This is a genomic window from Salinarimonas sp. NSM (genome assembly GCF_052380005.1).
In the GTDB taxonomy this organism is placed as follows: domain Bacteria; phylum Pseudomonadota; class Alphaproteobacteria; order Rhizobiales; family Beijerinckiaceae; genus Salinarimonas.
The window spans coordinates 12,337-34,126 of record NZ_JBQTCJ010000055.1 but is presented as its reverse complement, the minus strand read 5'-3'; the positions used below and the strand labels follow the sequence as shown (position 1 = coordinate 34,126).

General features: G+C 73.1%; 22 protein-coding genes. 11 read left to right on the top strand and 11 right to left on the bottom strand.

Annotation, left to right across the window (positions count from 1 at the left end):
* Window positions 1–622: cell envelope integrity protein TolA (gene tolA / locus ACTZWW_RS17700; RefSeq protein WP_444782292.1), on the top strand; the 622-nt coding region annotated here is incomplete at its 5' end.
* A 107-nt stretch (window positions 623–729) separates the two neighbouring features.
* The gene (gene tolB / locus ACTZWW_RS17695) at window positions 730–2,073 is read left to right on the top strand and encodes a Tol-Pal system beta propeller repeat protein TolB (protein ID WP_444782291.1); all 1,344 of its coding nucleotides are present in this window, start codon (window positions 730–732) and stop codon (window positions 2,071–2,073) included.
* Window positions 2,074–2,085: 12 nt separating this feature from the next.
* Here tolB and ACTZWW_RS17690 read toward each other — a convergent pair whose 3' ends face one another.
* Both ACTZWW_RS17690 and ACTZWW_RS17685 read right to left on the bottom strand, forming a co-directional pair.
* A complete protein-coding gene (locus ACTZWW_RS17690) occupies window positions 2,086–2,349 on the bottom strand; it encodes a DUF6455 family protein (RefSeq protein ID WP_444782290.1) in 264 nt (87 codons plus the stop codon).
* Between the two features lie 104 nt (window positions 2,350–2,453).
* Window positions 2,454–2,765, bottom strand: a complete 312-nt coding sequence (locus ACTZWW_RS17685; RefSeq protein ID WP_444782289.1) for a DUF1476 domain-containing protein — start codon at window positions 2,763–2,765, stop codon at window positions 2,454–2,456.
* A gap of 275 nt (window positions 2,766–3,040) precedes the next feature.
* Between ACTZWW_RS17685 and purC the strand changes: the two genes are divergently transcribed.
* Window positions 3,041–3,835, top strand: coding sequence for a phosphoribosylaminoimidazolesuccinocarboxamide synthase (gene purC / locus ACTZWW_RS17680; RefSeq protein ID WP_372426100.1), 795 nt, complete (start codon window positions 3,041–3,043; stop codon window positions 3,833–3,835).
* 184 nt (window positions 3,836–4,019) lie between these two features.
* Here purC and ACTZWW_RS17675 read toward each other — a convergent pair whose 3' ends face one another.
* Window positions 4,020–4,298: a BolA family protein gene (locus tag ACTZWW_RS17675; protein ID WP_444782288.1), complete on the bottom strand. Its 279-nt coding sequence runs from the start codon at window positions 4,296–4,298 to the stop codon at window positions 4,020–4,022.
* A gap of 138 nt (window positions 4,299–4,436) precedes the next feature.
* Between ACTZWW_RS17675 and ACTZWW_RS17670 the strand changes: the two genes are divergently transcribed.
* The 6 genes from ACTZWW_RS17670 to ACTZWW_RS17645 all read left to right on the top strand — a co-directional run bounded on the left by ACTZWW_RS17670 (window position 4,437) and on the right by ACTZWW_RS17645 (window position 11,766).
* Window positions 4,437–5,090, top strand: coding sequence for a J domain-containing protein (locus tag ACTZWW_RS17670; protein WP_444782287.1), 654 nt, complete (start codon window positions 4,437–4,439; stop codon window positions 5,088–5,090).
* Between the two features lie 153 nt (window positions 5,091–5,243).
* Complete coding sequence (gene cobS / locus ACTZWW_RS17665; protein WP_444782286.1) at window positions 5,244–6,245, top strand: cobaltochelatase subunit CobS; 1,002 nt, start codon at window positions 5,244–5,246, stop codon at window positions 6,243–6,245.
* Between the two features lie 30 nt (window positions 6,246–6,275).
* Entirely contained in the window at window positions 6,276–8,195 is a 1,920-nt protein-coding gene (gene cobT / locus ACTZWW_RS17660) for a cobaltochelatase subunit CobT (RefSeq protein ID WP_444782285.1), read from the top strand.
* Between the two features lie 17 nt (window positions 8,196–8,212).
* Window positions 8,213–9,226, top strand: a complete 1,014-nt coding sequence (locus ACTZWW_RS17655) for an esterase-like activity of phytase family protein (protein WP_444782284.1) — start codon at window positions 8,213–8,215, stop codon at window positions 9,224–9,226.
* A 99-nt stretch (window positions 9,227–9,325) separates the two neighbouring features.
* Window positions 9,326–10,435, top strand: coding sequence for a serine hydrolase domain-containing protein (locus tag ACTZWW_RS17650; RefSeq protein ID WP_444782283.1), 1,110 nt, complete (start codon window positions 9,326–9,328; stop codon window positions 10,433–10,435).
* 131 nt (window positions 10,436–10,566) lie between these two features.
* Window positions 10,567–11,766 (top strand): benzoate/H(+) symporter BenE family transporter, encoded by a 1,200-nt coding sequence (locus tag ACTZWW_RS17645; protein ID WP_444782282.1) that lies wholly within the window; start codon window positions 10,567–10,569, stop codon window positions 11,764–11,766.
* A 15-nt stretch (window positions 11,767–11,781) separates the two neighbouring features.
* Here ACTZWW_RS17645 and lexA read toward each other — a convergent pair whose 3' ends face one another.
* The 3 genes from lexA to ACTZWW_RS17630 form a co-directional block, all read right to left on the bottom strand.
* Window positions 11,782–12,495, bottom strand: coding sequence for a transcriptional repressor LexA (gene lexA, locus ACTZWW_RS17640; RefSeq protein WP_444782281.1), 714 nt, complete (start codon window positions 12,493–12,495; stop codon window positions 11,782–11,784).
* A gap of 147 nt (window positions 12,496–12,642) precedes the next feature.
* Window positions 12,643–12,771, bottom strand: coding sequence for a hypothetical protein (locus ACTZWW_RS17635; protein ID WP_444782280.1), 129 nt, complete (start codon window positions 12,769–12,771; stop codon window positions 12,643–12,645).
* Between the two features lie 126 nt (window positions 12,772–12,897).
* Window positions 12,898–13,875: a Bug family tripartite tricarboxylate transporter substrate binding protein gene (locus tag ACTZWW_RS17630; protein WP_444782279.1), complete on the bottom strand. Its 978-nt coding sequence runs from the start codon at window positions 13,873–13,875 to the stop codon at window positions 12,898–12,900.
* A 136-nt stretch (window positions 13,876–14,011) separates the two neighbouring features.
* Here ACTZWW_RS17630 and ACTZWW_RS17625 point away from each other — a divergent pair, with 136 nt between their 5' ends.
* On the top strand, window positions 14,012–14,461 hold the full coding sequence (locus ACTZWW_RS17625) for a tripartite tricarboxylate transporter TctB family protein (RefSeq protein WP_444782278.1): 450 nt from the start codon (window positions 14,012–14,014) through the stop codon (window positions 14,459–14,461).
* Window positions 14,458–15,924 carry a tripartite tricarboxylate transporter permease gene (locus ACTZWW_RS17620; protein WP_444782277.1) on the top strand — a complete coding sequence of 489 codons (1,467 nt, stop codon included), beginning with the start codon at window positions 14,458–14,460 and terminating at the stop codon, window positions 15,922–15,924. Before ACTZWW_RS17625 ends, ACTZWW_RS17620 begins: the two co-directional genes overlap by 4 nt.
* A 22-nt stretch (window positions 15,925–15,946) precedes the next feature.
* Here ACTZWW_RS17620 and ACTZWW_RS17615 read toward each other — a convergent pair whose 3' ends face one another.
* The 5 genes from ACTZWW_RS17615 to ACTZWW_RS17595 all read right to left on the bottom strand — a co-directional run bounded on the left by ACTZWW_RS17615 (window position 15,947) and on the right by ACTZWW_RS17595 (window position 21,777).
* The gene (locus ACTZWW_RS17615; RefSeq protein WP_444782276.1) at window positions 15,947–17,173 is read right to left on the bottom strand and encodes a molybdopterin molybdotransferase MoeA; all 1,227 of its coding nucleotides are present in this window, start codon (window positions 17,171–17,173) and stop codon (window positions 15,947–15,949) included.
* A gap of 17 nt (window positions 17,174–17,190) precedes the next feature.
* Window positions 17,191–17,670 carry a cyclic pyranopterin monophosphate synthase MoaC gene (gene moaC, locus ACTZWW_RS17610; protein ID WP_444782275.1) on the bottom strand — a complete coding sequence of 160 codons (480 nt, stop codon included), beginning with the start codon at window positions 17,668–17,670 and terminating at the stop codon, window positions 17,191–17,193.
* The gene (trpC, locus tag ACTZWW_RS17605) at window positions 17,667–18,464 is read right to left on the bottom strand and encodes an indole-3-glycerol phosphate synthase TrpC (protein WP_444782274.1); all 798 of its coding nucleotides are present in this window, start codon (window positions 18,462–18,464) and stop codon (window positions 17,667–17,669) included. The genes moaC and trpC overlap by 4 nt, the downstream gene beginning before the upstream one ends.
* An 11-nt stretch (window positions 18,465–18,475) precedes the next feature.
* Complete coding sequence (trpD, locus tag ACTZWW_RS17600; protein WP_444782273.1) at window positions 18,476–19,489, bottom strand: anthranilate phosphoribosyltransferase; 1,014 nt, start codon at window positions 19,487–19,489, stop codon at window positions 18,476–18,478.
* 83 nt (window positions 19,490–19,572) lie between these two features.
* Complete coding sequence (locus tag ACTZWW_RS17595) at window positions 19,573–21,777, bottom strand: ComEC/Rec2 family competence protein (protein WP_444782272.1); 2,205 nt, start codon at window positions 21,775–21,777, stop codon at window positions 19,573–19,575.
* Between the last annotated feature and the right edge of the window lie 13 nt (window positions 21,778–21,790).

Below are 21,790 nucleotides of genomic sequence, written 5' to 3'. Positions count from 1 at the left end.
GGCCGAGGCGGCCCGGCGCGTCGCGGCGGAAGCGGAGCGTCAGCGGGTCGCGCAGGCGCAGAGCCGCGAGCGCGAGGCGCGCGAGCGGGCGGACGCGGCGCGCGTCGCCGAGGCGCGCCGCCAGGAGCAGCAGCGGGAAGAAGAGGCGCGGGCGAGCCGCATCGCCGAGGAGGCGGACCGCTTCGATCCGTCCGACATCGCCTCGATCCTGCGCACGACGGAGGACGCCGCCTCGACCGGCGCCGCCGCCGCCGAGATCAACCGGACCGCCTCGCTCGGCACCGACACCGGCACGTCGCCGCGCCTCAACCCGAGCATGCGCGACCAGCTCGTCGGGCTGATCACGGCGCAGCTGCGCTCGTGCTGGGACGTGCCGATCGCCGCGCAGGCGATGCAGAACCCGCCGGTCGCCGCCGTGCGCATGGCGCTCGCCCAGGACGGCAGCCTCGTCACGGAGCCGCAGGTGACCAACACCTCGCCGGACCCGCTGTTCAGGTCGGTGGCGGATTCGGCGCTGCGTGCCACGAGACGGTGCGCGCCGCTCCAGATTCCGGCCCAATTCGCCCCCTATTACGAGGACTGGAGGAACCTGACGGTGAACTTCAATCCGCTGTTCTCGTGACGGCGTCGGCCGCTCCGGCGCCCGCGCGCGCGTCTCCTCGGCGCGCGCCTCGACCGCAAGCCCCTCGACAGGCGGCCGCCCCCGGCCGCGAACCCGGACACCCGACCATGCGCCTCGTCCTCAACGCCCTGCGGATCGGCCTCCTCGCCGTCGGGGTCGCCGCCACGGCCGGCCTCGTTCCGGCGCTCGCCCCCACGCCCGCGCGCGCCGAGCTCGTCGTCGACGTTCAGGGCGGCCAGTTCCAGCCGATGCCGATCGCCATCGCCGAATTCGTCGGCGAGGGAAATCTCGGCCCGCAGATCTCCGGCATCGTCTCGGCGAACCTCGCCCGCTCCGGCTATTTCGCGCCGCTGGATGGCAGCCGCTTCCCCGAGCGGACGCCGGCCTTCGACGCCGCGCCGCAGTTCGACCTGTGGCGCCAGGCGGGCGTGCAGGGCCTCGTCACCGGCCGCGTCACCCGCGACGGCCAGGGGCGGCTGCGCACCGAGTTCCGGTTGTGGGACGTGCAGACCGGCCAGCAGATCACCGGGCAGCAGTTCTTCACCGATCCGAACAACTGGCGCCGGGTCGGGCACATCATTTCGGACGCGGTCTTCACCCGCATCACCGGGCTCGCCGGCTTCTTCGACACCCGCATCGTCTTCGTCGACGAGACCGGGCCGAAGGAGAACCGCTTGAAGCGGCTCGCCATCATGGACCAGGATGGCGCCAACGTGCGCTACCTGACGCCGGGCGACAACTCGGTGGTGACACCGCGCTTCTCGCCGCGCGCACAAGAGATCGCCTTCATGGCGCAGGTCTCCGGCGAGCAGCCCCGCGTGCAGGTGCTCAACCTCGAGACGGGCGCGCGCCAGGCGGTGGGCAACTTCCCCGACATGACCTCGAGCCCGCGCTTCTCGCCCAACGGCCGCTCGATCGTGATGACGCTCCAGCAGGGCGGCAACGCCAACCTCTACCTGATCGACCTCGTCTCGCGCACGATGACGCGGCTGACCTCGACGCTCGCCATCGACACCTCGCCCTCGTTCTCGCCGGACGGGACGCAGATCGTGTTCGAGAGCGACCGCGGCGGCTCGCAGCAGCTCTACACGATGGGCGCGGACGGCTCGAACCCGCAGCGCATCTCCTTCGGCGAGGGCTCCTACTCGCAGCCCGTCTGGTCGCCGCGGGGCGACTGGATCGCCTTCACCAAGATGCGCGGCGGCCAGTTCTCGATCGGCGTGATGCGCCCCGACGGCTCGGGCGAGCGCATCCTGACGGAAGGCTTCCACAACGAGAGCCCCGCCTGGGCGCCGAACGGGCAGTATGTCGTGTTCTTCCGCGATCCCGGCGGGCAATCGGGCGGGCAGCTCTACATGGTCGACATCACCGGCCGCGTCGAGGTGCCGATCCCGACGCCGGGCTACGCCTCCGACCCGACCTGGTCGCCGCTGCTCTCGGACATCCGCTGAGGGGGACGCCCCTCAGCCGCCGGCCTTGATCCCCTCGAAGAAGCCGTCGTTGGCGCAGAACGAGGGGGCGTGATCGGCGCTCTCGTGCGCGTCGAGCCAGGAGCGGCAGGCGCCCTCGTGCGCGCAGCCGGCGCAGCGGCGCGCCGCCTGGGCGAGCGCGACGTCGAGGCCGCGAGCGGAGAGCGCGTCCGGCTCCAGGTCGAGCCGGCGCATCATCTCACCCATCAGCCGGGGACGCCCGGCGGCGCCGCGCAGGCCCTCGATCATGCTCTTCATCGCTTCGTCTCCCGGTTCGTGACGAGGCGGAGCATGGGGGCGGCGCGGTGCGGGCGCCTTGATCGAGCGCAAGGCGGCGAGCGCCGCGGATCAAGGCGTCCTGATCACTGCGTCTCGATCTCGTGGACCGCACGCGCCAGCAGATCGAGCATCTGCTTCCTGATCTCGGCGTCGCTCACGTCCGCCGGCAGGTCGGCGCGGAGCTTGCGGAAGACGTCCTCGTCGCCGGGCTCGGCGAGGTCGGCCTTCACCACGGCCTCGGCGTAGGCGGTCGCCTCGGCGCCGGACTTTCCGAGCTTCTCCGCCGCCCACAGCCCGACGAGCCGGTCGCGGCGGGCGATCGCCTTGAAGCGGAGCTCCTCGTCGTGCGCGAACTTGTTCTCGAAGGCGGATTCGCGGTCGTCGAAGGTGGTCATGGTCCGATCCGATGCGCGTTGCGACACGCGGGCCCGTGCCCGCGAGGTCGGTATATCGCCCGGGCCCGGCGCGCGCCACCCGGCATCCTGCGTAGGAGCTCACGAGTCGCCTCCGCGCGCGCGTTTACCCGCACGTGAAAGGCGCGTTGTGCATCCCCATCTCTTCGGATAGGGTCCCCGCGAACGGGCGGCCCTCATTGCCGCTCGACCGTGCCCGCCATCATGCGTATCCCCGGCGGCGGGCCGTTCGAGAGCCAGGAGCCTCAGGCCTTCCCATGGATTTCAACAAGCCACGGTACACGCCCATGAATCGCCGCCGTCGGATCTACGAGGGCAAGGCGAAGGTCCTGTTCGAGGGACCCGAGCCCGGGACGCTCATCCAGCACTTCAAGGACGACGCGACCGCCTTCAACGCCAAGAAGCACGAAGTGATCGACGGGAAGGGCGTGCTGAACAACCGCATCAGCGAGTTCGTCTTCCAGCACCTCAACGACATCGGCGTACCGACGCACTTCATCCGCCGGCTGAACATGCGCGAGCAGCTCATCCGCGAGGTGGAGATCATCCCGCTCGAGGTCGTGGTGCGCAACGTCGCAGCCGGCTCGCTGTCGAAGCGGCTGGGGCTCGAGGAGGGGACGCAGCTGCCCCGCTCGATCATCGAGTTCTACTACAAGAACGACAAGCTCGACGACCCGATGGTGTCGGAGGAGCACATCACCGCCTTCGGCTGGGCGACGCCGCAGGAGATCGACGACATCATGGCGCTCGCCATCCGCGTCAACGACTTCCTGTCCGGGCTCTTCCTGGGCGTCGGCATCCGCCTCGTCGACTTCAAGATCGAGTGCGGCCGGCTGTGGGAGGGCGACATGATGCGCATCGTCGTCGCCGACGAGATCTCCCCGGATTCCTGCCGGCTGTGGGACATGAAGTCCGCCGAGAAGCTCGACAAGGACCGCTTCCGCAAGGATCTCGGTGGCCTGATCGAGGCCTACACGGAAGTGGCGCGCCGGCTGGGCATCCTCGCCGAGACCGACGGCGTGCCGATGGGTGGCCCGCGGCTGGTGCAGTGACGCGCGAGACGAACGAGGCGGGCTGACATCTTCCCTCGGCGCACCGTCGAGGGAGATCGGCTTCCCTCCGCGCACCGTCGAGGGAGATCGGCGGCTCGCCGAGCCGGCCGACAGGGATGCGCGCGCCTTCTGCGCACGCTCTCTCCTTCCCTTTGGTGTAAGGTGTGAGGGCCGCCGCGGCGGCTCAGGCCGCCGGCGCCTCCGCCTTCACCGCCAGCGCGTGGAGCCCGCGGTCGAACGCGTCCTTCAGCGCCGCGTTGACGAGGCGATGGCGCTCCACCCGGCTCTTGCCGGCGAAGGCGTCCGAGACCACCTCTATCCGGAAGTGGGTCTCCCCACCCTCGCGCCAGCCGGCATGCCCGGCGTGGAGATGGGATTCGTCGACGACCGAGAGGCGCGCGGGCGCGAAAGCGTCCGTAAGCCGCGTCTCGATCAGGCTCTTCATCGTGGGCGTCTCGCTCATGCCGGGCCGGCTCTCCGCGCTTGGGGAATGCCTGCCCTGCGTCGCCCGCGCCGCATCGCCGCGTCAAGCCCTCTTTGGGACCCGCGCGCCATTCTCGGCCCTTGCCCGCGCGCGGTCATGGCTCATAATCATCGGACCATGGACTTGAACTCGCCCCTGTTCGACCGCATCCGCATCAAGCCGAAGGCCGAGAAGGCCGCCGACGATGCCAAGAGCGCGTCCAAGACCGCGCAGGCCCCCGCCTGCGAGCATCCCGGCTGCGACGGCCAGGGCCTCTACCGCGCGCCCAAGGGCCGCGGGCAGGAGGGCAAGTACTGGCGCTTCTGCATGGACCACGTGCGCGCCTACAACGCGTCCTACAATTACTTCAAGGACATGCCCGACGAGGCCGTCGCCGCCTACCAGAAGGATTCGGTCATCGGCCATCGCCCGACCTGGTCGATGGGCGTGAACCCCACCGCCCGCGAGCGCGCGGCGAAGGGCGCCCGCGCCGGCGCCTACGCGCGCGACTGGGCCTATCACGATCCGTTCGACGTGCTGCGCGAGGGTGGCGTCGGCGAGACGCGGCGCGCCCCCGAGCCGCCGCGCCCGCGCTATTCCGGCCCGGTGCGCCAGGCCCTCGACGTGCTCGGCCTCGAGGAGGGCGCGGACGCCACGACCATCAAGGCGGCCTACAAGTCGCTGGTGAAGCGCTTCCATCCCGACGCCCACGGCGGCGACCGCGCCTACGAGGAGCGGCTGCGCGACATCATCCGCGCCCACGACACGCTCAAGGCGGCCGGGCTGTGCTAGGAGACCGAGCGACATCATGAGCCGACGCACAGGCGTCGAAACCGGCCCCGGCGTTGCATGGCGCAGCGACGGGGCGTAACCAGGACCGCGAGCGCGAGACGCGGGCGGCGCGAGGAGCGCGCCGGCGCACCGGTCCGCGAGAGAGAGGCGTTCATGCAGGCGACGACCGAGACCCGAGCCGAGACGACGAGCGGCACCCCCGACCTCAAGCTGTCCGTCCGCCAGACCTTCGGCATCGACAGCGATCTCGAGGTGCCGGCCTTCTCCGCGGGCGAGGAGCACGTGCCGGAGGTCGATCCGGACTACATCTTCGACCGCGAGACGACGCTCGCCATCATCGCCGGCTTCGCCTTCAACCGCCGCGTCATGGTCACGGGCTATCACGGCACCGGCAAGTCGACGCACATCGAGCAGGTGGCGGCGCGGCTGAACTGGCCGTGCGTGCGCGTCAACCTCGACAGCCACGTCTCGCGCATCGACCTCATCGGCAAGGACGCCATCGTCCTGCAGGACGGCAAGCAGGTCACGGAGTTCCGCGACGGCATCCTGCCCTGGGCGTACCAGCACAACGTCGCCCTCGTCTTCGACGAGTACGACGCCGGGCGCCCGGACGTGATGTTCGTCATCCAGCGCGTGCTGGAGAGCTCGGGCCGCCTCACGCTGCTCGACCAGAGCCGCGTCATCCGCCCGCATCCCTCCTTCCGCCTGTTCGCGACCGCCAACACGATCGGGCTGGGCGACACGTCGGGGCTCTATCACGGCACGCAGCAGATCAACCAGGCGCAGATGGACCGCTGGTCGATCGTCACGACGCTCAACTACCTCGATCACGACCGCGAGGTCGAGATCGTGCTCTCGAAGGTGAAGTCCTGGCAGGGCACGGACAAGGGCCGCGACACGGTGAGCAAGATGGTGCGCGTCGCCGACCTCACCCGCAACGCCTTCATCAACGGCGACCTATCCACCGTGATGAGCCCGCGCACGGTGATCACCTGGGCGGAGAACGCGGTGATCTTCGGCGATGTCGGCTTCGCCTTCCGCCTCACCTTCCTCAACAAGTGCGACGAGCTCGAGCGCAATCTCGTCGCCGAGTTCTACCAGCGCTCGTTCGGCAAGGAACTGCCGGAGAGCGCCGCGAACGTCGCGCTCTCCTGAGACACGCCAGCCAGCAGCGACAGGGTCCGCATGGCCATCTCCAACCGCAAGCCCGGCGAGAAGCGCGAGGCGCCCAACGAAGGCATCAAGCGCTCGGTGGCCGCCTGCCTGCGCGCGATCGCGCGCGCGCCGGAGCTCGAGGTGACGTACGCCTCCGACCGGCCGCTCCTCACCTCGGACCGGGCGCGCCTGCCCGAGCCGCCGCGCAAGGCGTCCTCGCAGGACGTGGCGGTGATGCGGGGGCACGCGGATGCGATGGCGCTCCGGCTCGCCTGCCACGACGGCGCGATGCATCGCCGCCTGACGCCCGAGGGCGCCGCGGCCCGCGCCGTGTTCGACGCCGTCGAGCAGGCACGCTGCGAGTCGATCGGCTCGCGGCGCATGGAGGGCGTCGCCGACAACCTCGACGCCATGCTGGAGGACCGCTACCACCGCGGCGGCAAGTACGAGGACATCACCGACCGCGCCGACGCGCCGATCGAGGACGCGGTGGCGCTGATGGTCCGCGAGCGGCTCACCGGCCGCAAGCCGCCCAAGGCGGCGGCGAAGATCGTCGACCTCTGGCGCGGGCACATCGAGGCCAAGGCGGGCGCGAGCCTCGACGGGCTCCTCTCCACCATCGAGAACCAGCGCGCCTTCGCCCGCGGCGTGCGCGACCTGCTCGTCTCCCTCGACATGGTCGAGGAGAGCGAGCTCGAGCCCGAGGAGAGCGAGGACGAGCAGGAGCAGGAGGGCGAGGACCAGTCCGACGAGAGCCAGGAGGGCGAGACCGAGGAGGACGCGCAGGGCCAGCAGGCGGAGATCGAGATCTCCGACGAGGCCACGGACGAGATGGAGGAGGGCTCGCAGGAGGCCGCCGACGGACCGTCGGGCGAGATGCCGGAGGACGCGGAGGACGCCGACAGCGAGGAGGCCAACGAGAGCTGGCGCCCGCCGCCCCCGCGCGCCAACGAGCCGCGCATGCCCGACTACAAGGCCTTCACCACGGCGCACGACGAGATCGTCCACGCGGAGGACCTGTGCGACGGCGAGGAGCTGACGCGGCTGCGCGCCTATCTCGACAAGCAGCTGTCGAACCTCCAGGGCGTCGTCGGGCGCCTCGCCAACCGCCTGCAGCGCCGGCTCCTCGCCCAGCAGAACCGCTCCTGGCTGTTCGACATCGAGGAGGGCATCCTCGACCCTGCCCGGCTGCCGCGCATCATCATGGACCCGATGACCGCGCTCTCCTTCAAGCAGGAGAAGGACACGGAATTCCGCGACACCGTGGTATCCCTGCTGATCGACAATTCCGGCTCGATGCGTGGGCGCCCGATCACGGTCGCCGCCACCTGCGCAGACATCCTCGCGCGCACGCTCGAGCGCTGCGGCGTCAAGGTCGAGATCCTCGGCTTCACCACGCGCGCCTGGAAGGGCGGGCAGTCGCGCGAGCAATGGCTGCAGGCGGGCAAGCCGGCCAACCCGGGCCGGCTCAACGACCTGCGGCACATCGTCTACAAGGCGGCCGACGAGCCCTGGCGGCGCGCGCGGCGTAATCTCGGGCTGATGATGCGCGAGGGGCTGCTCAAGGAGAACATCGACGGCGAGGCGCTCGACTGGGCGCACAAGCGCCTGCTCGGGCGGCCCGAGCAGCGGCGCATCCTGATGGTGATCTCCGACGGCGCGCCGGTCGACGATTCGACGCTCTCGGTGAATCCGGGCAACTACCTCGAGAAGCACCTGCGCTTCGTCATCGAGGAGATCGAGACCCGCTCGCCGGTCGAGCTGATCGCCATCGGCATCGGCCACGACGTGACCCGCTACTACCGCCGTGCGGTGACCATCGTCGACGCCGAGGAGCTCGGGGGCGTGATGACCGAGAAGCTCGCCGAGCTGTTCGAGGATACCGGCGCCGCGCCGCAGGCGGGCGCGATGCCGCGTCGCGCCGCCGGCGGTCGCCGGGGCGCGCGTTGAGGCTCACGCGCCGGGGCATGCTGGCCGGCCTCGCGACCGTCGCCGCCGGCGCGCTCGCCCCGGCCCCGCGGGCGCGGGCGGATCTCGAGGGTCCGCTGCCGCTGGCGCTGCGGACGTACCCGATCCGGCATCTCGGCCCCCGCGGCCTCGTCGACGGCCTCCACGGACAGCTGCGCTACCGCGGCGGGATCGAGCTGCAGGCGGGGGCCGACGCCTTCGGCGGGCTCTCGGGCCTTGTCGTCCTCGACGGCGGCGCGCGGCTGCTGGCCGTCTCCGACCACGGCTACGTCCTCGCCGCCGAGATCCTGCGCGGCCTCGACGGCGCGATCGTCGATCTCGCCGAGGCGGTGCTCGCGCCGCTGCGCGGCCCGGGCGGCACGCTGCTCTGGCGCGAGGGCCTCTACGACGCCGAGGCGCTGACGGTCGACGGCGCCACGGTCTATGTCGGGATCGAGCAGGAGCAGGCGGTCCTCGCCTACGATCGCGCGGCGGGCATCGCCGCGCCGGGCACGCGGCTCGCGCTGCCGCCCGCCGTGCGCGCGGTGCTCGACCGCTGGCCCGGCAACAAGGGCATGGAGAGCCTCTTCGTCGCCCCGGCGCCGTCCGCATTCCCCGGCGCCCTCGTCGCCATCGCCGAACGCGCGCGCCGCGGGGCGGCCACCCCGACCGTCGGCGTCGTGCTGACGGGGCCGGACGCCGGCGCGACCTTCGCGGTGGCGCGCGACGACGCGTTCGAGCCGACGGACTGCGCGGTCCTGCCCGGCGGCGACCTCCTGCTGCTCGAGCGCCGCTACGCGCTGACGAGCGGCGTCGCGGCGCGCATCCGCCGCGTGCCCGGCGCGGACCTGCGCCCCGATGCGACCCTCGACGGCCCGGTCATCTTCGAGGCGGACTGGACGAACGCCATCGACAACATGGAGGGTCTCGCCGTCCACACCGGGCCCGAGGGCGAGACCATCCTCACGATGATCGCGGACGACAATTACTCCGTGCTGCAGCGGACGCTGCTGCTGGAGTTCGAGCTGGCGTGACCGCCGCCGGGCGGCGCACGCGAACCGTCGGCGGACCCTCTTGCGGGGCGATACGGCCGCGCTAGTCTCGCGCTCCCTTCCGCTTCGGAATGCCTCCCGATGACGATCCACCCCGCCCTGTCCCGCTGCCGCCGTGCCGGCCCGCGCCTCGCCTCGTGCCTCGCTCTCTCGCTGATCGCCGCACCGTCCGCCGCCCTCGCCCAGCGCCTCTCGGAGGTCGACGCCCTCGTCGCCCCGCACGTGGGCGTGGACACGCCCGGGCTCGCCGTCCTCGTCGTGGAGCACGGGGAGGTTCGGCACATGGTCGGCTACGGTGTCGCCGACGTCGAATCGCAGGAGCCCGTCACCCCGGACACGCTGTTCGACCTCGCCTCCGTCTCCAAGCAGATGACGGCGCTCGCCGCGGCGCTCCTCGTCGAGGACGGCACGCTCGACCCGACGGCGCCCGTCGCCGACGTGCTGCCGATGCTGCCCGCGCTCCCGGAGGGAGCGAGCCGGCCGATCCTGCTCGAGGACCTCGTGCGCCACACGAGCGGCCTGCCGGACTACCTCGGCGACGCCCCCGGCCTCGGTTTCGATGCGAGCACCGACCAGTCCCGGGTCCTCGGCTGGGTCGCCGCCATGCCGCTCGACGCCGAGCCGGGCAGCGTCTTCTCCTACTCGAACACCGGCTATCTCGTGCTCGGCGCCCTCCTCGCCGCCGCCGAGGGCGCCGAGAGCCTCGACGCGGTGCTGCACGCGCGCCTCTTCGCACCGCTCGGCATGACGTCCTCCGCCTCCGGCTACCCGGTCGACGCGGCGCTGCGCGCCTCCGGCTACGCCGGGGCGGGCGGCGCCTTCGAGGCGAGCGAATGGGACACGGCGGTGGAGGGCGACGGCTCGATCTGGACGAGCGTCGCCGATCTCGCGCGCTACGAGGTCGCGCTCGCCGACGGCTTCGCCCCCGCCGAGGTCCTGTTCTCCGAGGGCGCCTTCGACGACGGGGAGCGGATCATCGACGAGAGCGGCGCCGGCTACGGCTGGGGCTGGTCGCTCTACACCGACGACTTCGACAGGACGGTCGCGGCGCATGGCGGCTCGTGGTACGGCACGGCGACCTACTACTATCGTGGGCTCGACAGCGGCGTCTCGGTGGTGGTGCTCGCCAACGGCGAGGACCTCGACGCCGAGAGCCTCGCCTGGGCGATCGCGCGGGCGGTCGAGGAGTGAGGCGGACCGCACGCGGCGCAGCCCTGGTCGGCGCGCGCGGGGGTGGCGCGCGGACCCGGGGGGCGGCAGTCTCGCGCCGGCGATCGAGCGGTCGAGTCGTGCGCGGGGCGTGAGCGGGGCGTGAGCGGGACATGAGCGAGACGGCGGGCGGGACGGGGACGGCGGCGCGCGCGCCGGCGGAGGGGGGCGGCGGGCTGATCCAGCCGCTCTCGGCGGGTGCGCTGGCGGCGCTCGTCGGCTTCGCCTCGACCTTTGCGCTGCTGCTGCAGGGCTTCGTCTCGGTGGGCGCGACGCCGGCGCAGGCCGCCTCGGGCCTGCTCGCGGTCTGCCTCGTCAAGGGCGTGCTGGCGATCGGCCTCTCGTGGCGCACGCGGCTCCCGATCTCGATCGCCTGGTCGACGCCCGGCGCCGCGCTGCTCGTGGCGACCGGCGCCTTCGCCGGGGGCTTCCCGGTCGCGGTCGGCGCCTTTCTCGCGGCCTCCGCGCTCGTGATCCTGGCGGGCGTGATCCGCCCGTTCGGGCGGGCGGTGGAGCGCATCCCGATGCCGCTCGCCGCCGCGATGCTGGCGGGCATCCTTCTCGATCTGTGCCTCGCCCCCGCCCGTGCGACCCTGGCGGAGCCGGCTCTGGCGCTGCCGATCGTGATCGTCTGGGCGCTCGCCCTGCGCTTCGCTCGGCCCTACGCGGTGCCGCTGGCGGTTCTCGTGACGATCGGCGTGGTGCTCGCGGCGACGCCCCTGCCGGACGCGTCCTGGGGGGCGCTCGCGCCGCGGCCGGTGCTCGTCGCGCCCACCTTCTCGCTGGATGCCCTCGTCGGCCTCGCGCTGCCGCTCTTCCTCGTGACCATGGCCTCCCAGAACGTGCCGGGCCTCGCGGTGCTGGCGGCCAACGGCTACCGCCCGCCGGTCGGGCCGATCTTCGTCGGCACCGGCGTCGCGAGCGCCGTCGCCTCCGTCTTCGGCGGCCACCTCGTCAACCTCGCCGCGATCACGGCGGCTTTGTGCGCCGGGCCGGAGGCGCATCCGGACCCGTCGCGGCGCTGGGTCGCCGCCGCGGCGGCGGGCGCCGTCTACATCGCGCTCGGGCTCTCGGCCGGTGCGGCGGCCGCCTTCATCTCGGCCTCGCCGCCGATCCTGATCCAGGCGGTGGCGGGCCTCGCGCTGCTCACGAGCTTCGCCGGCGCGATCCAGGCGGCGCTCGCCGACGAGAAGGCCCGCATGGCCGCCCTCGTCTGCTTCGTCACCACGGCCTCGGGCGTCGCCTTCTTCGGCATCGGCGCCCCGTTCTGGGGCCTGCTCGCAGGCGGGTCGATGTGGCTGCTGCGGCGGTGAGGGCGCGAGCCTCGCTCAATACCGCCGGAACAGGCTCACCAGCTTGCCCTGGATCTTCACCCGATCGGGCCCGAGCACCCGCGTCTCGTAGGCGGGGTTGGCCGCCTCGAGCGCGATCGACGAGCCGCGGCGGCGGAAGCGCTTGAGGGTCGCCTCCTCGTCGTCGATCAGCGCGACGATGATGTCCCCCGTGTTGGCCACGTCCTGCTTGCGCACGACCACGATGTCCCCATCGAGGATGCCGGCCTCGATCATCGAGTCGCCGCGGACCTCCAGCGCGAAGTGCTCGCCCGACGCGACGAGGTCCGGCGAGACGGTGATCGAGTGGCTCTGCGACTGGATCGCCGAGATCGGGACGCCCGCCGCGATCCGGCCCATGACCGGGATCTGGATTCCGCGCTCCTCGTCCGGCAGGCTCGGCGCCGCCACAGGCGCCGCGGCGGCCTTGGGCTTGGCCGCGAGCCCGCCCTCGACGACGCTCGGGCTGAAGCGCCGGCTCGCGGGCACGCCGAGGCCCTCGGGCAGGCGCACGACCTCGAGCGCCCGCGCCCGGTTCGGGAGCCGCCGGATGAAGCCGCGCTCCTCCAGCGCCGTGATCAGCCGGTGGATGCCCGACTTCGACTTGAGGTCGAGCGCATCCTTCATCTCGTCGAAGGAGGGCGGGACGCCGGTCTCCCGCACCCGCTCGTGGATGAAGCGAAGCAGTTCGTGCTGTTTGCGCGTGAGCATGGGCACCCCGTCTTGGAGCCTCTTGGAGCCTTCCGCGGCCGCCGGCCGAATCGCCGATACGATCTCTCGGAAAACAAACGCGGAACTTATACCCGTTCCCCATGCGTTCCGCAACCCCCGTCGCGACCCGTCTTCGCGGCGGGGCATTCATCCCGGGAGCGCCCGCAGGTGGATCAGCGCTCCGGCGAAACGCCTCTCCAGCGGCCCTATGCGCGACGGCAGCCCGACGAGCGCGACGCGCGCCGGGCTCGGCGGGTCGTCGATCGCATCCTGCATCGTCCCCTCGCTTCGTTCGGTCGGCGGAGCGGGCGCCGCTCCGCGCCCGGGATCCTCGGATTCGGGATCGTGGTCGCGGATCCCTCGGATCGGGCTCCCGCGACGCACGCCCGATGCACCGCGCGCTCAGCCGCCCGTGCCGACGGCCTCGCGCACGAGCGGGATCCAGGTCTCGCGCTGCTCGGCGTAGAAGGCGTCGATCTCGGCCGGCGTGCGCGGCGGCACGAGGTCGGCGCCGAGCGCGAGCAGCTGCTCCCGCACGGCGGGCGTCTCCATCACCGCCGCGACCTCGGCATTGAGGCGCTCGACGATCGCGTCCGGCGTTCCGGACGGCGCCGCGATCGTGTTCCAGGTGGCCGCCTCGAAGCCCGGGAAGCCCAGCTCGGCCACGGTCGGCACCTCCGGCAGCGCCCCGGAGCGCGCGAGGGAGGTGATGGCGAGCGGGCGCACCGCCCCCGCCTCGATCTGCGGGATCGCGGTCACCGCGACGTCGAACATGTGCGACAGGCGTCCGGCGACCACGTCGCGCCGCGCGTCCGAGCCCGCCTCGTAGGGCACGTGCTCGACCTCGACGCCGACCGCGTTCGCCCAGCGCAGGCCGGTGACGTGCGTCGTCGTGCCGACCGGGCCGGATCCGTACTGGAAGGCGCCCGGCTCGGCCTTCAGAGCCGCGACGTAGTCTTCCATGGTCTGCGCCGGGTCATCCGGATTGACCACGAGGACGAGGGGCACGGAGTTGATCATCGCCACCCCGCGCAGCGTCTCGGACAGGTCGACCGGCATGTCCGGGAAGAGCGCGATGTTGAACACGAGCTGCGAGGACGTGCCGACGAGGAGGGTATGGCCGTCGGGCTCGGCATCGGAGACGAGCTCCGTCGCCACCATGCCCGAGCTCTGCGGCATCGCCTCGAGCACGATGCGCTGCCCCAGGCGCTTCTCGAGCTCGGCGGCGACGATCTGCGCGGAGACGAAGGCGTTGCCGCTGGCGGCGGACGCGGTGATCAGCCGAATCGGCTGGGTCGGCCAGCCCTCCGCCTGGGCGGGAGCGGACGCGACCGCGATCGCACCGGCAGCGAGGCCGGCGGCGAGAATGCTCTTCCACATGGTCTTCCCTCGGTCTAAGGAGTGATGAGGAATGAATACCTGTTTCTCGGCGAGAGGCAATATGAGTAACTCACGCTCCAATGATTTACGCTCCACTCTAGTTTTTCTTCATTCTAAGTTGGATTACAGTATTTTCGTGGAGATTTCCGTTGCGGCCGCTGCGTCGGCCTTCGCACTCGCGGCGAGCGCTCTCCCGGAAGGACGCCCGGGGCGACTCGGGCCGGCGGACGTTCCCCTCGCGCTCGCCGCCCTGACGACGCTCGCCGCGCTCCTCGGGATCGCGACCCGCCGCCGTGCCGCGGCCGCGGCGGGGGCGGCGGTCGATCCCTGCGCGGCGCTCGGCACGATACCCACGCGCACCGTCGTACGCCTGCTCGCGTCGATCGTCCTCCTGGCGACGACGGTCGCCCCGCTCGGGCTCCTCCTGTCGGGCACGCTCTGCGGCGCGCTGGCGGCGTCGGCGGTGACGGGCGCGCGCCTCCCCGGCTCCCTCGCCGCGGGGGCGGTCACGGCGGCACTCGTCGCGGGCGTCTTCGTCGGCCTCGTCGGCCAGCCTCTGCCGCTCCTGCCGGACGCCCTGCGATGACCGAGGTCGACATCGTCGCGGGCCTCGCGGCTGCGCTGACCCTCGAGCATCTCGGCTGGGCCTTCGCAGGGGCCTTCCTCGGCACGCTGGTGGGCGTGCTGCCGGGCCTCGGCCCGGTGGCGACGATCGCCCTGCTCCTGCCGACGACCTTCTTCCTTCCGCCGACGGGCTCGCTGATCATGCTGGCCGGCATCTACTACGGCGCTCAGTACGGCTCCTCGACGACCGCCATCCTTCTCAACGTGCCGGGCGAGGCGTCCGGCGCGGTCACGGCGGTCTCCGGCCACAAGATGGCGCGGGAGGGCCGCGCGGTGGAGGCGCTCGCCGTCGCGACCCTCGCGTCTGCGGTCGCGGGCGTCCTGTCGGCTCTCGTCCTCGCCCTGGCGACGCCGGCCCTGGCACGCGCCTCGCTCGCGATCGGCCCCGCGGACGTCGCGGCGATGATGGTGCTCGCCGGCGCGCTCGCCGTCGTGCTCTCGGCGGCACCACTCGCGCGCGGCTTCGCGATGCTCGGGCTCGGCGGCATGCTCGGCCTGATCGGCACGGCGGGGCCCGACGGGCTGCCGCGCTTCACCTTCGGCATGCGCGCGCTCTTCGACGGGATCGGCTTCGTGCCGCTCGTCGTCGGGCTCTTCGGCATGTCGGAGGCGCTCGCCCTCGCCGCGCGGGGGACGAACGGCGGTGCGGTGGCGCGGATCGGACGCTGGTGGCCGGGCGCCGCGGCCATCCGCGGCTGGCTCGCACCCGCCCTGCGCGGGTCGCTGGTGGGCGCCGCGATCGGCCTCGTGCCGGGCGCGACGACCCTCGTCTCGTCCTTCGCCGCCTGGTCCCTGGAGAAGAGGGTCTCCCGCGGCGCGCCGGAGGGCCGGCGCGACATCGCCGGCGTCGCCGCGCCGGAGGCCGCGAACAACGCCAGCGCCCAGACCGGCTTCGTCGCCCTGTTCGGGCTCGGCATCCCGTCCAACGCCGTGACGGCCGTGCTGGTCGGCGCGATGATGATCCACGGCCTGCCGCCGGGCCCGGCGCTGATGAGCCGGGAGCCGACGCTGTTCTGGACCTTCGTCGGCTCGATGCTGATCGCGAACCTGATGCTCGTCGTCCTGAACCTGCCACTCGTCGGCCTGTGGGCGCGCCTCGTCACCGTACCGCCGCTCTGGCTCGTGCCTGGGATCGTGCTCGTGTCGGGGGTCGGCGTTCTGGCGAGCGGCGGGCTCGCCTTCGACGTCGTGCTCCTCGCCCTGTTCGGCGGGCTCGGCTACGCGCTGCGTCGGACGGGCTTCCCGCTCCTGCCGCTCCTCGTCGGCTTCGTGCTCGCGCCGATCTTCGAGGACCACCTCCGGCGCGCCATCGCCCATGCCCGCGGCGACCTCGCGACGCTGGCGAGCGAGCCGCTCGCGTCCGGGCTGCTGGCCGCCGCCGCCCTCGCGACGACGTACGCGCTCTGGCGGCGCGGGCAGCGCTGACGTGCGTCGGCCGTGGGCCCGCTCACATCATGCCCGCCAGCCGCACGATCTCCACCACCTCCCCCGCCTGCCGCGCCGAATCTCGCACCGGCCGCACGATCAACGCGTCCGCGCGGGCGAGGACGCCGAGCATGGAGGAGTCCTGCACGGGCGCCGGCGTCGCCTCGGGCAGCGCGCACGAGCGAGGCGCGAGGGTGGCCCGGACGTAGTCCTCGCGGGCGTCGTTCGGCGCCATCGACGCACCGAGCACGGCCCACTCGGTCGCGATCCGCCCCGCCTGCGGATCGCCCACGAGTGCGCGGATCGCCGGACGCAGGAAGAGGAGGCCGCAGACCATGGAGGAGACCGGGTTGCCCGGCAGCCCGAGGAACAGCATGCCGTCGAGCCGCCCGTGCATCAGCGGCTTGCCCGGGCGCATGGCGATCTTCCAGAACCCGAGCTCCATGCCCGCCTCGCGCAGGGTATCCTGCACGAGGTCGTGAGCGCCCACCGACGCGCCGCCGAGGGTGACGAGGACGTCGGCGCCCGCCGCGCGCGCGGCCGCGAGCTTCTCGCGTATGGCGTCCTTCGTGTCGCGTGCGATGCCGAGCACCCGCGGCTCGCCCCCCGCCGCGGCGACGAGGGCGGCGAGCGCGACGACGTTCGAGGCGACGATCTGGTCCGGCCCCGGCGCCTCGCCGGGCATGACGAGCTCGTCGCCGGTGGCGATCAGCGCGACGACGGGGCGGCGGCGCACGGGGAGCGCGGGGTGGTTCATCGCGGCGGCGAGCGCCAGCGCGCGCGCGTCGAGCACGCGCCCGGCGGGGATCAGCACGTCACCCTGCGAGAAGTCGAGCCCGCGTGGGCGCACGAATCGGCCCGCGGGCGCGCTCTCGAGGATGCGCACGCACCCGTCCGCCGGCGGCTCGGCGTTCTCCTGGACGACGATCGTGTCGGCGCCCTCGGGCACCGGCGCGCCGGTGAAGATGCGTACCGCCTCCCCCGCGCCGACCGGGCCCGCGAAACGGCGCCCGGCGGCCGCCTCACCGATCACCCTCAGCACGACGGGCGCCGTCGCCACGTCGATGGCGCGCACCGCGAAGCCGTCCATGGCGGAGGCGGCGAAGGGCGGCTGCGTGCGGGTCGCGACCACGTCCTCGGCCAGCGTGCGGCCGAAGCATGCCTCGAGCGGCGCGATCTCTGCGGGGAGCGGCGCGCCGGCGGCGGCGACGATGCGGGCGCGGGCCTCGGCGACGGGGAGCAGGCTCACGACGCGCACCCCCTCCCCTAGCCGTCGGCCCGCCAGGTCCCGGAGCGCCCGCCGGTCTTCTCGAGGAGCCGCACGCCCTCGATGCGCATGCTCTTGTCCGCCGCCTTGACCATGTCGTAGATCGTGAGGCACGCCACCGAGACGGCGGTGAGCGCCTCCATCTCGACGCCGGTCTGGCCCGCGACCTTCACCTCGGCGGTGACGCGCACCCCCGGCAGGGCCTCGTCGATCGTGCAGTCGACGCGGACCTTCGTGATCATCAAGGGATGGCAGAGCGGGATCAGCTCGTGCGTGCGCTTGGCCGCCATGATGCCGGCGACGCGCGCGACACCGAGCACGTCGCCCTTCTTGGCGTCGCCAGCGCGGATGACGGCGATGGTCTCCGGCCGCGTGATCACCACGCCCTCGGCGATGGCCGTGCGGGAGGTGACGTCCTTCTCGGACACGTCGACCATGTTGGCGGCGCCGGAGGCGTCGATGTGGCTGAGATCGCTCAAGCAGCCTCTCCCAGCAGGGTGCGGGTGGCCGCCGCGACGTCGTCCTGGCGCATCAGGCTCTCGCCGACGAGGAAGGCGCGGATGCCCGCCGCCTCCAGCCGCGCGATGTCGGCCGGGGTGAAGATGCCGCTCTCGCCGACGACGATGCGGTCGTCCGGGATCAGCGGGGCGAGGCTCTCGGCCACCGCGAGCGAGACCTCGAAGGTGCGGAGATTCCGGTTGTTGATCCCGATGAGCTGGGCGGGAAGCGCCAGCGCGCGCTCGAGCTCGGGGGCGTCGTGCACCTCGACCAGCGCGTCCATGCCGAGATCGTGGGCGGCCTGGACGAGATCGCGCGCGGCGGCGTCCGACACGCTCGCCATGATGACGAGGATCGCGTCCGCGCCCCAGGCGCGGGCCTCCGCCACCTGGTAGGGCTCGAACAGGAAGTCCTTGCGCAGCGCCGGGAGCGCGCAGGCCTCCTTCGAGGCGGCGAGGTACTCGGGGCGGCCCTGGAAGGACGGGGTGTCGGTGAGCACCGAGAGGCAGGCCGCGCCGCCCGTCTCGTAGGCGCGCGCCAGCGCCGGCGGGTCGAAGTCCTGGCGGATCAGGCCTTTGGAGGGGCTCGCCTTCTTGATCTCGGCGATCAGCGCCGGGCGGCCGGCGTCGATCTTCGCTCGAAGCGCCGCCGCGAAGCCGCGGGGCGGGGCGGCGTCGCGCGCGCGGCGCGCCATCGCGGCGGGCGGGATCGCGGCCTTGGCGGCGGCGATCTCCTCGCGCTTGTAGGCCTCGATCTTGGCGAGGATATCGCTCACGGCTGAGGCCCTCACCCTTGCGACGCGCGCACGAGGCGCGCGAGCGCGGTCTTGGCGGCGCCGCTGTCGACGGCCTCCGCCGCCTTGGCGACGCCCTCGGCGAGGTCCGCGGCGGCACCGGCCACCACCAGCGAGGCGCCGGCGTTGAGCACCGCGACGTCGCGATAGGCGGTCCTCTCGCCGTCGAGGACGGCGCGCAGGGCCGCCGCGTTGTGGGCGGGGTCGCCACCCTTGAGCTCCTGCGGCTGCGCCAAGGCGAGGCCGACGTCGCGCGGGTCGATCTGGAAGGTGCGGATCTCGCCGTCCTCCAGCGCGACGACCTCGCTCGGCCCCGTCGTCGTGAGCTCGTCGAGCCCGTCCGAGCCGTGCACGACCCACACCCGCTGCGAGCCCAGCGCCCGCAGCGTCTCGGCGAGCGGGCGCATCCAGGCGCGGGAGAACACGCCGAGCAATTGCCGCTTGACGCCGGCGGGGTTCGAGAGCGGCCCGAGCAGGTTGAAGATCGTGCGCGTGCCGAGCTCCACGCGGAAGGGCGCGACGTGGCGCATCGAGGCGTGGTGGGCCTGGGCGAACATGAAGCACAGGTTCGCCTCGGCGAGGCAGCGGGCGAGGCCCTTCGGGTCGAGGCCGAGCGTCACGTCGAGCGCGCCGAGCACGTCCGCCGCGCCGGACTTCGAGGACGCCGCGCGGTTGCCGTGCTTGGCCACCGGGACGCCGCACCCCGCCACGATGAAGGCGGCGAGCGTCGAGATGTTGTACGATCCGGAATGGTCGCCGCCGGTGCCGACGATGTCGATGGCGCTCGCGGGCGCCTCCACCTTGAGCATCTTGGCGCGCATGGCGGAGGCGGCGCCGACGATCTCGTCGAGCGCCTCGCCGCGCACGCGCAGCGCCATCAGGAAGGCGCCCGCCTGCGCCGGCGTCACCTCGCCCGAGAGCAGCGCGTCGAAGGCGGCGCGGGCCTCCTCCTGCGAGAGGGCCGCGCCCGTGGCGACCTTGGCGAGATAGGGCTTGAACGCATCCATGTTCGACCTGCGGCATGCTCGGGCGGGTCGCCCTGTCTAGCAAGGCGGGGCGGGCGGGGGAAGCCTCGCGGGCGCGATGCGTCTCACTCCTCGGCGGGACGATCCCGCACGAGCCACGGCCGGGTCTCCGGCGCGCGCCGCACAGTCTCCATCGCGAGCGCGCCGTCGTGCAGGCGCAGCGTCACGGCTCCGGTCCGCGCGAGACGCGCGCGGTCGAGGACGTGCGGCGCGGCGCACCAGCCGGGCGCGGTCAGGCGGGAGACGAGGAGCGCCGCCCGGGCACAGTCCTCGGCGAAGGCTCCGGGCTCGCGCACGAGCGCCACCGCGCCCACGCCGGGGAGCGGCGCGACGCAGCCGAGCGGGTCGCAGGCGACGCCCGCGGCGAGGCTCGGATCGTCCGGCGCGCGGGAATCGCCGTCGGCGACGAGCCATTGGGCGAGCACGAAGTCGCCGGGCGCGCCCAGCACCACGAGCCGTCCGTCCGGCCCGCGCAGGGCGAGCCCGCGACCGTCTCTGTCGATGTAGAGGTCGGGCCGGTCCGGGTCGGACGCGGCGAGCATGCCCGCGACGGCGAGCGGGAGGGCGAGGAGGCGCAGGCGCGAGACGCAGATCGTGGCGACGAGGAGCGCGGCGACGAGGAGCCCGAGCGCGTGCATCCCGAACGCCGGCACGACGACGCGCGCGCCCGGCAGCCCCGCCACCCACTCGGAGAAGGCGATCACCTGCGCGACGCCGGCACCCATCCCGAGCCAGGCGGGCGCGTCCAGGCCGAGCGGCGCGAGCGCCATTCCCAGCACCGCGGCGGGCATCACCAGCACGGTGACGAGCGGCAGCGCCAGCACGTTGCCGAGGATGCCGTAGGGGTTCGCCACCTGGAAGTGGAAGGCGGCGAAGGGCCCCGTCGCGGCGGTGGCGATCAGCGTGGTGACGACGATGCCCGTCAGGCCGTTCCTCACGCCGCGCAGTGCTCGCCCGATCCGGCCGGGCGGCGGCGCCGGCCGGCGCGGGCGCGAGGCCTGCCATTCCGCACCCGCGATCAGGCCCGCGACCGCCGAGAACGACATCTGGAAGGAGGGCCCCACCAGCGCCTCGGGCTCGCGCACGAGCACGATCAGCGCGGCGAGGGCGAGGTTGCGCATCGAGAGTGCCGTGCGGTCGAGCAGCACCGCGCCGAACACGATCGTCGTCATGATCAGCGCCCGTTCGGTCGCTACCGCCGAGCCGGAGAAGACGCAGTACAGCGCGCCCGCGAGGATCGCCGCCCCCGCCGCGATCTTCTTGATCGGCCACGCGAGCGCGAGCGCCGGCACCGCGGCGAGGAGCGCGCGCAGGCCGAAGAAGACGGTGCCCGCCGCGAGCACCATGTGGAGCCCCGAGATCGAGACGATGTGGTAGACGCCCGCCGCGCGCAGGACCTCGTTCGTCTCCTCGGTGATCAGCCCGCGCTTGCCGGTGACGAGCGCCGCCGCCACCGCGCCGGGCTGGCCGCCGACGGTCTGCGCGATCCGCGCGGTGACCGCGTTGCGCAGCGCGTCGAGCCGGGCGGCGACGGCGAGAGCGAGCCCCGGCGGGCGCGGCGGCGGCAGCACGCGGGGTTCGCCGACGAGGCCGCCCACGGCGCCGATGCCGGCGAACCAGGCACTCTTGGCGAAGTCGTAGCCGCCCGGGCGCACCGCCTCGGGCGGCGGCAGCAGGCGCACGCGCGCCTCGATCCAGTCTCCGGGCGCGAGCGCGTTCCCGCCCGCACCGCGCAGGGTCACGCGCACGCGCAAGGGAGTTCGGAGCGAGCCCTCTGCCGTCGTCGGCAGGTCGTGGTCGTCGATGCGCAGGACGAGCCTCACGCCGCCTTCCCGATCCTCCAGGCTCTCGACGAAGCCCGCCACGGTACCGCCGGCGGGCACGACGAGGACCGGCGCCGCCACCACCTGCTGCCGGTGCACGGCCGCCGCGAATCCCGCCGCGAGGAAGGCGACGCCCGCGAGCGCGAGCCCGCCGGCGAGCGATCGCGACCGCAGCCGCAGCGCGCCGATCCCGGCGACGAGCGCCGCCGCCGACGAAAGGACGAGGCCGGTGCGGCCCGCGCCGACCTGGGCCTGGAAGAAGACGAGGATGCCGATCCCGAACAGCACCGCGCCCCAGGGCAGCAGGCGCCGGCGCTCCAGCTCGATCAGCAGCGCCGCGGCCAGCCGCGTGCGAAGCGGCACGAGGCGCCAGCGCCGCCAGGCGGCGGCGATCCGCGCCGGCACGTCGATCGCGGGGCGCCCCGCCCCGATCCGGTCCGCGATCATGCATCCCCGCCGC